Genomic DNA, 11,281 nt, shown 5'->3' on the forward strand with positions numbered 1-11,281 from the left:
TAATACGATCTTTTTTCACATATCCCCGCCAGAGATAATCCTCTTCATTAACAAACATGATGAAGAAAAGAGGAATTTCATGTCTATCCCTGCATTCGGTCTTGGCACTTTCCGCCTGAAAGACGACGTGGTTATTGCATCCGTTAAAACTGCCCTCGAACTGGGCTATCGGACGATTGATACTGCCCAAATCTACGACAACGAATCCGCTGTGGGGCAGGCGATCGCAGAGAGCGGCGTACCACGCGACGCGCTTTTTATTACCACCAAGATCTGGATTGAGAACCTCAGCAAAGAGAAATTAATCCCAAGCCTGAAAGAGAGCCTGAAAAAGCTGCGCACCGATTATGTGGATCTGACCCTGATCCACTGGCCATCACCAAACGACGCCGTGTCAGTTGAAGAGTTTATGCAGGCATTACTGGAAGCCAAAGCCCAGGGGCTGACGCGTGAAATTGGCATTTCTAACTTCACTATCCCGTTGATGGAAAAAGCGATTGCCGCAGTTGGCGCAGAAAATATCGCCACCAACCAGATCGAACTATCTCCTTACCTGCAAAACCGTGAGGTGGTAGAGTGGGCGCAGCAGCATGGCATCCATATTACCTCTTACATGACGCTGGCTTACGGTAAGGTGCTGAAAGACGAAACCATTCTGCGTATTGCTGCCAAACATAATGCCACCGCAGCACAGGTTATCCTGGCGTGGGCGATGGGGGAGGGTTATGCAGTGATCCCTTCTTCAACCAAGCGTGAAAACCTGGCGAGCAATCTGCTGGCACAGGATCTGAAGCTGGATCTGGATGACAAAAAAGCGATCGCGGCACTCGACTGCAACGATCGTCTGGTTAGCCCGGAAGGCCTGGCACCGAAGTGGGACTAATCTAGCCCGCCCTCTGTACCCTGAACCCTCTCACAGCTCCTTCGGGAGCTGTTTTACATGCTCGCTCAGAAAATCAATAAAGGCCCGGATGCGGGTGCTTACCGCTCTGTCACTATAATAAACCGCGCTGAAAGGCATCTCTACCGGCAGGCGCTTGTCTGCCATCAGCTCGACTAACTCCCCCCGCGCAATCTCTTTATCAATCATATAATCCGACAGGCAGGCAATCCCATTTCCTTCAAGGCATAACTGTTTGAGCGTCTCGCCGCTGTTGGATGATAAACCGCAAACCACTTCATGCAGCTGGCCGTCATGGCAGGCGAGAGGCCATGTATTAAGGGATACCGGCTCCGTAAAGCCCAGGCAGAGATGCTGCTTCAGTTCTTCTATCGTCTCAGGCCTGCCGAAACGGGCAATATAGGCCGGGGAGGCGATGATTTTGCGATAACTGGTGAACAGAGGGCGTGCCCGCAGGCTGGAATCGGTCAGCGTCCCCGCGCGGATCGCCACATCCACCTTGCGCTCAATCAGGTTGATAAATGTTTCTGAAGAGACCAGAGAGAGCGTCATTTCCGGATAACGTTCGCGGAAAGGTTTAATTAAAGGCATCAGGAAATGCAGCACCACGGGGGTCGCCGCATCGATACGCAGAAGCCCGCGTGGCGTGCTGCGCGTCTCCATGATCTCTGTCTCTGCGGCGGCCATCTCCTGCAGAATAGACTGCACGCGGCGAAAATAGCGTTCGCCTTCTTCGGTCAGGCTCAGTTGCCGGGTCGTCCGGTTAAGCAGGCTGACGCCCAGCTTCATCTCCAGCTTTTTCACCGATCGGCTGACGGCTGAATTAGCCTGTCCCAGCTGTTCCGCGGCACGGCTAAAACTGCCGCTCTCAACGACGGCGACAAATATCGCCAGCTCCTCAGACGTTGCTTTCATTATTGCTTTATCCGCAAAATTATATTGATATTTTGAGCATTTTTGTTATTTAAACACTGGAGCATACTCCGTGTCATCTTAATCCTGATGAGACGGAGTTATTTATGCCTCTGGCGCTACTTGCCCTGACGATCAGTGCCTTTGCAATCGGCACGACTGAATTTGTTATTGTAGGTCTGGTTCCTACGATTGCTGACCAACTTGCCATCTCGCTGCCTTCGGCGGGTTTACTGGTTTCTATCTATGCCCTCGGTGTGGCTATCGGCGCACCGGTACTGACCGCACTCACAGGCCGTCTGCCGCGTAAACAGCTGCTGATGGCGTTGATGGTGCTGTTTACCGCAGGCAACATCCTTGCCTGGCAGGCACCTGATTACACAACCCTGGTCATTGCCCGCCTCCTGACGGGGCTGGCTCATGGCGTCTTCTTCTCCATCGGCTCGACAATTGCGACGAGCCTGGTGCCGAAAGAGAAAGCGGCCTCTGCTATTGCCATTATGTTTGGCGGTTTAACCGTAGCCCTGGTGACGGGTGTACCGCTGGGCACCTTTATTGGGCAACATTTTGGCTGGCGTGAAACCTTCCTGGCGGTCTCTCTGCTGGGCGTGATTGCGCTGATTAGCAGTCTGGTGCTGATCCCGTCCACTATTCCGGGACGCGCGGCAGCGACGCTGCGCGACCAACTAAAAGTGCTGACTCATCCTCGTTTACTGATGATCTATGCCATTACGGCGCTGGGCTATGGCGGCGTGTTTACCGCATTTACCTTCCTGGCGCCAATGATGCAGGATCTGGCTGGCTTTTCACCGGGCGCAGTAAGCTGGATCCTGCTGGGCTATGGCGTTTCAGTAGCGATAGGCAATATCTGGGGCGGAAAGCTGGCCGATAAGCATGGTGCTGTCCCGGCGCTGAAAATTATCTTTGCTGCCCTGGTTGTGCTTTTACTGGTCTTCCAGTTCACTGCTTCCATACAGTATGCCGCGCTGGGTACGGTACTGGTAATGGGGATCTTCGCCTTCGGCAACGTACCGGGTTTGCAGGTCTACGTCGTGCAGAAAGCCGAACTCTATACACCCAACGCCGTGGATGTCGCTTCCGGTCTTAATATCGCCGCGTTTAATGTCGGTATCGCACTGGGTTCCATTATTGGTGGGCAGACGGTTGAGCACTTTGGTCTGTCGCAAACGCCGTGGATTGGAGCAGTCATCGTTCTCGTGGCGTTTCTGTTGATCGGCCTGAGCGGCCGCCTGGATAAGCCCACGCGCGTTGCTCTCGGATAATTGTATGTAAGTACTTACCGATAAAACAGCTCAGCAGATTCTTAGTTACTCAGTAGTTTCTTAGTAATAGCGTTGAAAGTGTGAGCTGAAAACCCTATAACATTAGAACCCGCTCCTGTTTCTGGACGGGTTCTAGTTGATAGGGGTCGTTTCACACCGTGCGAAAAAATACCTATGCCATGCGTTATGTTGCCGGACAGCCAGCGGAGCGAATTTTACCTCCGGGGTCGTTTGCGAGCATTGGCCAGGCATTGCCTGCGGGTGCGCCTTTAAGCAGCGACGAAAAAATTCGGGTGCTGGTATGGAATATCTTTAAACAGCAACGCGCCGAATGGTTATCCGTCCTGCAGAATTTTGGTAAAGATGCTCATCTGGTGCTGCTGCAGGAGGCGCAAACCACACCTGAACTGGTCAGGTTTGCGACCACTAACTATCTCGCTGCTGACCAGGTGCCGGCATTTGTCTTACCTCAGCATCCGTCAGGGGTGATGACGCTCTCTGCCGCTCATCCCGTCTATTGCTGCCCACTGCGCGAACGCGAGCCGCTCCTGCGCCTGGCGAAATCCGCTCTGGTCACCGTCTACCCGCTGCCGGATACCCGGCTACTGATGGTGGTCAATATCCACGCGGTTAACTTCAGCCTTGGCGTCGATGTCTACAGCAAGCAGCTGCTGCCTATCGGCGATCAGATTGCCCATCACAGCGGCCCGGTGGTTATGGCTGGCGATTTCAATGCCTGGAGCCGTCCGCGAATGAATGCGCTTTATCGCTTTGCGCGTGAGATGTCGCTGCGCGAAGTACGTTTTACCGATGACCAGCGGCGCAAGGCCTTTGGTCGTCCGCTCGATTTTGTCTTCTATCGTGGTCTGAACGTGAGTGAAGCCTCTGTGCTGGTTACTCGCGCATCCGATCACAATCCGCTACTCGTTGAATTCAGTCCCGGCAAACCTGAAAGATAGAGGTGCGTCAGGTCTGCCGTGGGGCAGGCCTGTACGGGTGCTGCCCTTTATTTTTCATCAACCGAAGGACAGCAAAATGACAACACAGTCCCATCATGACAACGTAGAAAAACAGTTTGGCTCTCAGGCTAAGGCCTACCTCACCAGTGCGGTTCACGCATCGGGGCGCGATTTGCAGCGTCTGGCTGAACGTCTGGCCGATTTTCCGAAAGCCAGCGTCCTGGATTTAGGCTGCGGGGCAGGTCATGCCAGCTTTGTGGCAGCGCAGCAGGTGGCTCAGGTGACGGCATATGACTTATCCAGCCAGATGCTGGAGGTGGTTGCCGCCGCAGCCAGCGAGAAGGGGCTGAGTAATATTGCCACCCGTCAGGGCTATGCAGAATCGTTACCCTTTGACGATGAAATGTTTGATATTGTGATCAGTCGCTACTCGGCGCACCACTGGCACGATGTCGGTCAGGCGTTGCGCGAAGTTAAGCGGGTGCTGAAGCCGGGTGGGCTGGTTATCATCATGGATATTATGTCGCCGGGGCATCCGGTACGTGATATCTGGTTACAGACGGTAGAAGCGTTGCGGGATACCTCGCATGTCCGCAACTATTCCAGCGGCGAGTGGTTGTCCATGTTCACCGATGCCGGGCTGATCTCACGGTCGCTGCAGACAGACAGATTAAGGCTGGAGTTTTCTTCGTGGATTGCGCGTATGCGCACGCCAGAGGCGTTGAGCCAGGCGATCCGGCTGTATCAGGAGAGTGCCTCGGCCGAGGTCAAAACCTACTTTGAGCTGCAGGAAGAGGGCTCCTTTACCAGCGATATCCTCCTGGCTGAAGCCCAAAAGGCGGGATAAACAAAAAAGGCACCGAGGGGAATCGGTGCCTTTTTACATCAGGTCTCTGAAATCAGGAATCCGGTGTGGCGTTGTTTTTCACAAACAACGTTATCCGGTCACCAGGCTGCAGATTGTCCGTATCGCTGTTCCAGCGCATCACATCTTTGATGTTCACGCCGTGACGCTTGGCAATACTGGAAAGCGAATCGCCTTTTTGTACGCGATAGGTAATGCTATCGCTATTATTGGCGAGACGCTGTGCGCTGTTACCCGCACCAATCGTCAGGTTCTGACCCACTTTCAGGGTAGAGCCACGCAGCTTGTTCCACTGCTGCAGATCTTTCGTGCTCACGCCAAGACGTGAAGCAATGCCTGAAAGCGTATCGCCTGTACGTACCCGATAGCTACGGCTATTTAGCGGTGTGTTATCCGCAATCAGCGTAGACTGAACCGCTGCAATCTCACCCGACGCTAACGATACCCGTAACTGTTCAGCGTGTTTCTGCGGCACCAGAACGTATTTTGGTCCGCTGGTACCTAACGTAGAGCCCTTCACACCTGCGTTGAAGGCTTTCAGTTTGGTCACCGAGATACCTGCCATATCCGCAACCTGTTTCAGTTCAACAGGATTGTTGATACGCACTCTCGCCAGCGCACGACTTTCGTCCGAGGTCGGCAGCTGCACGCCGTACTGTTTGCTGTTTTTGAAGATTTCACTCAAAGCCAGCATTTTAGGTACGTATAATTTGGTTTCCCGTGGCAGTGGAAGCGACCAAAAGTCGGTAGGTTTACCCCGTGCTTTATTCGCTTTCATTGCCTTCAGTACACGACCCTCACCGCTGTTGTACGCAGCGACAGTCAGCAGCCAGTCACCGTCGAACATCTTGTTCAGACGTTGCATCATATCGAGAGCGGCAGTCGTCGAGGCGACCACATCACGACGCGCATCGTAGTTGCGGGTCTGTTTTAAACCATAATTGCGCCCTGTGCTCGGTATGATCTGCCAAAGACCTGCGGCCTTGGCGCCAGACGTTGCGTGTGGGTCAAAAGCGCTCTCCACTATGGGTAGTAGTACCAGTTCCATAGGCATGTTACGTTTCTTAACTTGCCCTGCTATCCAGTACATATACGGCTCTGCCCGTAAAGTTACATCGTGGAGATAGCTCTTATTGCTTAAATACTTCTGTTTCTGTTCGCGAATCCGGCTGTTTTCCGGAATTCCCATCTTTAGCTCGTCACCAATAGAGACCCACAAGTCTTGATCCTGTGCGAAGGACGTCCCATCGTCTGCCCATCGCGATTGACTTGTGAACTTCCCTGCTTCCCCTTGACCAGCTGCAGAAAGGCTCTGTGCGTGCTGTTGTACGTTGCCAGTGTTCTGTGACGACTGGCAACCCACAAGCAGGACAGAGGCGAGTAATATCGCTTTTGCCTTCATGTGTGTGTCAATAGTTGCTTAAAAGACGAGCGATGATAACGACGAATAGTTAAAAAGGCAACATGCAATTGTCAGAAGTCATCTTTCTTTGCCCTTAACCACGCGAAACAATCCTCAGGTTGTAACATATTTGTTTCTTCTTTAATTTTATTAACTAAATCAATGTCATTTGTTCTAAGAAATAAATTAATTTTACGTTCATTTTTCAGAATTACGGGCAGTGTTTTTTGGTTTTTTGCACGTAACTCATTCACTTTGCGGTAATAATCCTGAATCGCGCTATCCTCAGGCAGAACATGCATCGCAAACTTCATATTCGCTAAAGTGTATTCGTGTGCGCAACAAATAAGGGTGTCGTCGGGGAGAGCGTTAATTTTCTGGAAGGACTGGTACATCTGGGCTGGAGTGCCTTCGAAGAGCCGTCCGCAGCCGCCAGAAAACATTGTGTCTCCACAGAAAAGATAAGGGAAGCTAAAGTACGAAATATGTCCAGAAGTGTGACCCGGTGTGGCAATAACAGAAAATTCCAACGCAAGAATGAGGATCTTTTCGCCATCTTTTACTACGCGCGTAGCCCCCTTATCTTGTGTCTCAGCAGGACCGTATACCACAAGATGAGGAAATTTTGCGCAGAGTGCCGCCACGCCGCCCACATGGTCATGATGATGGTGCGTGAGCAGAATGGCTTCCGGCTGCCACTGGTTTTGCTCTATGGCGTTTAACACTGGCTCCGCCTCGCCAGGATCGACAATTACGCAACGACCCTCATCATTGCTTAAAACCCAGATGTAATTGTCCTGAAAAGCAGAAATACTGTTAAGATTCATACATTACCTCTCATAGCGTGGCGGGTGTTTTGATGAAACCGGCAAGGATACCTCAGATTGTTACCGCACCGAAACACTGGGCGGAGTTGCCCTGGGGTGAATACTATCGTGAAGCGCTCGAGTTACAGCTTAAGCCCTGGTTTGCGAAAATGTATGGTTTTCACCTGCTTAAGATTGGCAATCTGAGCGCGGAAATCAACTCTGAAAGCTGCGCCATCTCGCATCAGGTCAATGTTTCGCTGGGCGGTGAACCCGTTCAGGTGAAGGCCAATCCGCTGCAGCTTCCTTTTGCCGAGAAGTCCGTTGACGCGTGCCTGCTGGCACATTCGCTGCCCTGGTGCGATGACCCGCACCGTTTACTGCGGGAAGCCGATCGGGTTTTGATTGATGATGGCTGGCTGATTATCAGTGGCTTTAATCCGATGAGTCTGATGGGGCTCAGAAAGCTGGTGCCGGTGCTGCGTCGCACCCCGCCGTATAACAGCCGCATGTTCACCCTGATGCGCCAGCTGGACTGGCTCTCGCTGCTCAATTTTGAGGTGATGCACCAGAGCGGTTTTCAGGTGATACCCTGGACGCGGCAGGGCGGGAAAATGCTCAGCACCCATTTTCCGGCGCTGGGCTGCATGCAGCTGATTGTGGCGCGCAAAAGAACCATCCCCCTGACGCTCAATCCAATGAAGCCAGGCAAAGCCAAGACCCAGTTGCGCCCCGCTGTAGGTGCCACGCGGCAGTACCGAAAGCCCTGATCAGGCTTCCGGTTTATACCCCACATCGTCATGCTGCGGATTGAGCGCAGCAGCGCGCGCCAGTTCGTCGCAGCGTTCGTTTTCAGGATGTCCGGCGTGGCCTTTCACCCATTCCCACTGGATTTTATGCTGGCTGAGCGCCGCATCCAGGCGTTGCCAGAGATCGACATTCTTTACCGGTTTTTTGTCCGCGGTTTTCCAGCCGCGTTTTTTCCAGTTGTGGATCCACTGGGTGATCCCCTGGCGGACATACTGGCTGTCGGTACTCAGCACAATATCGCAATGCTCTTTCAGTGCCTCAAGGGCCACAATCGCGGCCATCAACTCCATGCGGTTGTTGGTGGTCAGGCGAAAGCCTTCATTGAAGGTTTTTTCGTGCTGTCGATACCGCAAAATGGCGCCGTAACCCCCTGGGCCCGGATTGCCGAGGCACGAGCCATCAGTGTAAATCTCTACCTGTTTACGCATCCTGGCAGACATCCTGTAATCAAAACGGTAAGTCTGACATAAACGGTCTCCGGCAGCACGGCAAAAAAGTCCGTGTGAATTAGCCTTTGAACGCCAGGTCAGGTTGATTACAATGTCGTCGTTAATAAGAACAGGCTGACAGAATGAGTATTGCAGACACACATAACGCCGACAGGATCATCGTTCTCGATACCGAAACGACGGGTATGAACCAGATCGGTGCTCACTATGAAGGGCATAAGATCATCGAGATCGGTGCGGTAGAGGTGGTTAACCGCCGTCTTACCGGCAATAACTTTCACGTTTACCTGAAGCCAGATCGGCTGGTGGACCCGGAAGCCTTTGGCGTTCACGGGATTGCCGATGAATTCTTGCTGGATAAACCCACCTTTGCCGACGTCGCTGATGAGTTCATCGACTACATCAAAGGCGCCGAGCTTGTCATTCATAACGCCTCGTTCGATATCGGCTTTATGGATTACGAATTCAGCAAGCTCAACCGCGGCCTGCCGAAAACAGACGCCTTCTGCAAGGTCACTGATAGCCTGGCGATGGCAAGGAAGATGTTCCCCGGCAAGCGGAACAGCCTTGATGCGTTGTGCTCGCGCTATGAAATAGATAACAGCAAACGAACGCTGCACGGGGCGCTGCTCGATGCCCAGATCCTAGCGGATGTTTATCTGATCATGACGGGCGGCCAGACCGCCCTGGCATTTAACGCCGATAACGAGACGCAGCAAGAGTCCGGCGAGAGTGAAATCCAGCGCATTATTCGCAAGTCCAGCGCGCTGCGCGTTATACTTGCCAGTGATGAAGAGTTAATGGCGCATGAATCCCGTCTGGATCTGGTGCAGAAGAAGGGCGGAAGCTGCCTCTGGCGAGGCTAAAAGCGGCGGAAATGCTGGTAAAATAACCTTTTGGATCGTTTTTGCAGCAAACGATTCAAAAGGTGAGAAAAAGCATTGACGGGATCGAGGGTAAACCGTAATATCTGCCTCGTTCCCAAGGGAACACAGCGGAGCGGTAGTTCAGTCGGTTAGAATACCTGCCTGTCACGCAGGGGGTCGCGGGTTCGAGTCCCGTCCGTTCCGCCACATTCAGGCCCATGTTAGCAATAACATGGGCCTTTTTTCGATCTCTTTTCTTGTGCAACTTCTTCCAGCATCATCTTCCGTCTGGTTTACGCCGTTGAGCCTGAAAATGCCCAGGTTCCGTTACCCTCATCCCGTACATTCGCACCAATAACTTCCCCCGTATCCGTATTCCGGCCCGCATAAATAATAAATTCAACAACGCTCCAGTCGCTCAACCGGTTAACGGGAAAAAAGAAGAGGTTAAAAATGGTCTGCGTTCTTCTATTAAGGGGCAGGGCAATATCCTATTTTGCGGGGCAGAATTTCATTGTTAAACCCGGCGCAGGATTAAAGCGGGGCAGGACGAATGATTTCTGGACGCATGGCTTCAAAGGACGCCAGGTTATTACGTTTTAGAGGACAAGGATTATGCAAACTTCTTCCGTTATTCCCGCACGTTACGATCGCTTTTCACGCCTTTTGCACTGGGTGGTTGCAGTCGTCATTATCTACGCCATGTGCATGGGCTACATTCTTCACGCGCTGGAAGGGACCCGTTGGTTTACCTTTTTTTCTGTGTTGAATATGTCGCTTGGCACCATTGCAACGCCAATCATGCTGGTGCGTTTTGTCTGGCGCTTCTTTCGTCCTTCAGTGCCTTATCCGGCAACGGTGGCGGGGCGGAAAAAGCAGATGGTGGTTTTCATCCATGAGCTGTTTTATCTGACCATTATGGTGGTGCTGGTCAGCGGTTTCCTGATGCTGCACAAAGATTACAGCCTGTTTGGGCTGCTGCCGATTACTCATCCGATTAACACGATTGAAGTTAATGAATTCTTCTTTAAAGTGCATCGCGTTAGCTGCATTTTACTGGGCCTGATTCTGCTTGGGCATGTCGCGGCGGTAATCAAATATACCTTCAAGGGACAGCGCGAAATCCTGCAACGCATGCTGTAAGAAAAAGGCTGACGCCTTTCATTAGATGAAGTGACAAACAGCAGAGCCGCACCGCTCCTGTCCCTTTATGTCGATGAGGTGAGGGGACAGGGACAGTGCGGCTTTACCCTTCAGCCAATACTAAACGGATCCGCATCCTGCCAGGCAGGAAACTTCTCCCGATATTCTCTCAGCGCTGTCAGTGACAGCTCGGCATCAATCCGGGTTGCGTGATGCGGCTCAGCGGTGGCAATAATCTCACCCTGCGGGTTGATCACCCGGCTGTCGCCCCGGTAGTGATGTCCGTTGCCGTCAGTACCGACCCGGTTGCAGCCAGCGACATAGGCCTGGTTCTCAATCGCACGTGCCGTCAGCAGCGCCTGCCAGTGGAGAGAGCGGGGCGCCGGCCAATTGGCGACGTAGATCGCCAGGTCGTAATCATCGCGGTTGCGCGACCAGACCGGGAAGCGCAGGTCGTAACAGACCAACGGCAGAATGCGCCAGCCACGCCACTCAAAGACAACCCGCTCGTTACCCGCTTCATAATGCTGGTGCTCGTCCGCCATGCGGAACAGATGGCGCTTATCGTAGAAGTGCACCTTGCCTTCTGGCTCCACCAGTAGAAAACGGTTAACCGGTCCGCGTTCGGTCTGCAACGCTGCACTGCCAGCGATTAGCGCCTGGGTTTGTTGCGCTCTGGCCTGCATCCAGACAACCAGCTCGTCCTGCGGCAGGGACTGTTTAGCCGCCTCCATGGCGAAGCCAGTGGTGAACATTTCGGGCAGGATAATAATATCTCGTCCGGCGATCCCTTCTAGCTGACGATCAAAATGACGCAGGTTGGCCGGACCATCCATCCACACCAGCGGTTGTTGCAAAAGCGTAATCTTCAAACCAGGCACAGTT

General features: G+C 52.8%; 11 protein-coding genes, 1 tRNA gene and 1 pseudogene. 8 read left to right on the top strand and 5 right to left on the bottom strand.

Annotated elements, in window-relative coordinates:
• The first annotated feature begins 79 nt into the window (after window positions 1-79).
• A complete protein-coding gene (dkgB, locus tag GNG26_RS03985) occupies window positions 80-883 on the top strand; it encodes a 2,5-didehydrogluconate reductase DkgB (protein WP_156237854.1) in 804 nt (267 codons plus the stop codon).
• Between the two features lies 1 nt (window position 884).
• On the opposite strand, the pseudogene yafC reads toward dkgB, so the two are convergent.
• Window positions 885-1,816: pseudogene (gene yafC, locus GNG26_RS03990) on the bottom strand (DNA-binding transcriptional regulator YafC).
• Window positions 1,817-1,920: 104 nt separating this feature from the next.
• Between yafC and GNG26_RS03995 the strand changes: the two are divergent.
• The 3 genes from GNG26_RS03995 (at window position 1,921) to GNG26_RS04005 (ending at window position 4,902) form a co-directional block, all read left to right on the top strand.
• Entirely contained in the window at window positions 1,921-3,096 is a 1,176-nt protein-coding gene (locus GNG26_RS03995; RefSeq protein ID WP_156237855.1) for an MFS transporter, read from the top strand.
• 158 nt (window positions 3,097-3,254) lie between these two features.
• Window positions 3,255-4,055 carry an endonuclease/exonuclease/phosphatase family protein gene (locus GNG26_RS04000; RefSeq protein WP_039032074.1) on the top strand — a complete coding sequence of 267 codons (801 nt, stop codon included), beginning with the start codon at window positions 3,255-3,257 and terminating at the stop codon, window positions 4,053-4,055.
• A 76-nt stretch (window positions 4,056-4,131) separates the two neighbouring features.
• Window positions 4,132-4,902 (top strand): class I SAM-dependent methyltransferase, encoded by a 771-nt coding sequence (locus GNG26_RS04005; RefSeq protein WP_156237856.1) that lies wholly within the window; start codon window positions 4,132-4,134, stop codon window positions 4,900-4,902.
• A 52-nt stretch (window positions 4,903-4,954) separates the two neighbouring features.
• On the opposite strand, the gene mltD is transcribed toward GNG26_RS04005, so the two are convergent.
• Together mltD and gloB are read right to left on the bottom strand one after the other, a co-directional pair.
• A complete protein-coding gene (gene mltD / locus GNG26_RS04010; protein ID WP_156237857.1) occupies window positions 4,955-6,322 on the bottom strand; it encodes a murein transglycosylase D in 1,368 nt (455 codons plus the stop codon).
• Between the two features lie 71 nt (window positions 6,323-6,393).
• Window positions 6,394-7,149 (bottom strand): hydroxyacylglutathione hydrolase, encoded by a 756-nt coding sequence (gene gloB, locus GNG26_RS04015; RefSeq protein ID WP_156237858.1) that lies wholly within the window; start codon window positions 7,147-7,149, stop codon window positions 6,394-6,396.
• A gap of 32 nt (window positions 7,150-7,181) precedes the next feature.
• Here gloB and GNG26_RS04020 point away from each other — a divergent pair, with 32 nt between their 5' ends.
• Window positions 7,182-7,898 carry a class I SAM-dependent methyltransferase gene (locus GNG26_RS04020; RefSeq protein ID WP_103823938.1) on the top strand — a complete coding sequence of 239 codons (717 nt, stop codon included), beginning with the start codon at window positions 7,182-7,184 and terminating at the stop codon, window positions 7,896-7,898.
• Here the strand turns inward: GNG26_RS04020 and rnhA are convergent, their stop codons facing one another.
• Complete coding sequence (gene rnhA, locus GNG26_RS04025) at window positions 7,899-8,366, bottom strand: ribonuclease HI (protein ID WP_103178368.1); 468 nt, start codon at window positions 8,364-8,366, stop codon at window positions 7,899-7,901.
• Between the two features lie 143 nt (window positions 8,367-8,509).
• Between rnhA and dnaQ the strand changes: the two genes are divergently transcribed.
• The 3 genes from dnaQ to GNG26_RS04040 all read left to right on the top strand — a co-directional run bounded on the left by dnaQ (window position 8,510) and on the right by GNG26_RS04040 (window position 10,396).
• Complete coding sequence (gene dnaQ, locus GNG26_RS04030; RefSeq protein WP_103823939.1) at window positions 8,510-9,253, top strand: DNA polymerase III subunit epsilon; 744 nt, start codon at window positions 8,510-8,512, stop codon at window positions 9,251-9,253.
• A 130-nt stretch (window positions 9,254-9,383) separates the two neighbouring features.
• A tRNA-Asp gene (locus tag GNG26_RS04035) sits at window positions 9,384-9,460 on the top strand.
• Window positions 9,461-9,868: 408 nt separating this feature from the next.
• A complete protein-coding gene (locus tag GNG26_RS04040) occupies window positions 9,869-10,396 on the top strand; it encodes a cytochrome b (RefSeq protein ID WP_156237859.1) in 528 nt (175 codons plus the stop codon).
• 110 nt (window positions 10,397-10,506) lie between these two features.
• On the opposite strand, the gene GNG26_RS04045 is transcribed toward GNG26_RS04040, so the two are convergent.
• The gene (locus GNG26_RS04045; RefSeq protein ID WP_103823941.1) at window positions 10,507-11,277 is read right to left on the bottom strand and encodes an amidohydrolase; all 771 of its coding nucleotides are present in this window, start codon (window positions 11,275-11,277) and stop codon (window positions 10,507-10,509) included.
• Window positions 11,278-11,281: the final 4 nt, after the last annotated feature.

Origin of the sequence: Leclercia sp. J807, assembly GCF_009734465.1 — a bacterium.
GTDB lineage: Bacteria > Pseudomonadota > Gammaproteobacteria > Enterobacterales > Enterobacteriaceae > Enterobacter.

What these genes read in the sequence shown, in the direction of transcription:
- rnhA (WP_103178368.1), bottom strand. Translation starts at nt 8,366, where the DNA reads ATGCGTAAACAGGTAGAGATTTACACTGATGGCTCGTGCCTCGGCAAT.
- GNG26_RS03995 (WP_156237855.1), top strand. Translation starts at nt 1,921, where the DNA reads ATGCCTCTGGCGCTACTTGCCCTGACGATCAGTGCCTTTGCAATCGGC.
- gloB (WP_156237858.1), bottom strand. Translation starts at nt 7,149, where the DNA reads ATGAATCTTAACAGTATTTCTGCTTTTCAGGACAATTACATCTGGGTT.
- GNG26_RS04005 (WP_156237856.1), top strand. Translation starts at nt 4,132, where the DNA reads ATGACAACACAGTCCCATCATGACAACGTAGAAAAACAGTTTGGCTCT.
- dkgB (WP_156237854.1), top strand. Translation starts at nt 80, where the DNA reads ATGTCTATCCCTGCATTCGGTCTTGGCACTTTCCGCCTGAAAGACGAC.
- GNG26_RS04020 (WP_103823938.1), top strand. Translation starts at nt 7,182, where the DNA reads ATGAAACCGGCAAGGATACCTCAGATTGTTACCGCACCGAAACACTGG.
- mltD (WP_156237857.1), bottom strand. Translation starts at nt 6,322, where the DNA reads ATGAAGGCAAAAGCGATATTACTCGCCTCTGTCCTGCTTGTGGGTTGC.
- dnaQ (WP_103823939.1), top strand. Translation starts at nt 8,510, where the DNA reads ATGAGTATTGCAGACACACATAACGCCGACAGGATCATCGTTCTCGAT.
- GNG26_RS04040 (WP_156237859.1), top strand. Translation starts at nt 9,869, where the DNA reads ATGCAAACTTCTTCCGTTATTCCCGCACGTTACGATCGCTTTTCACGC.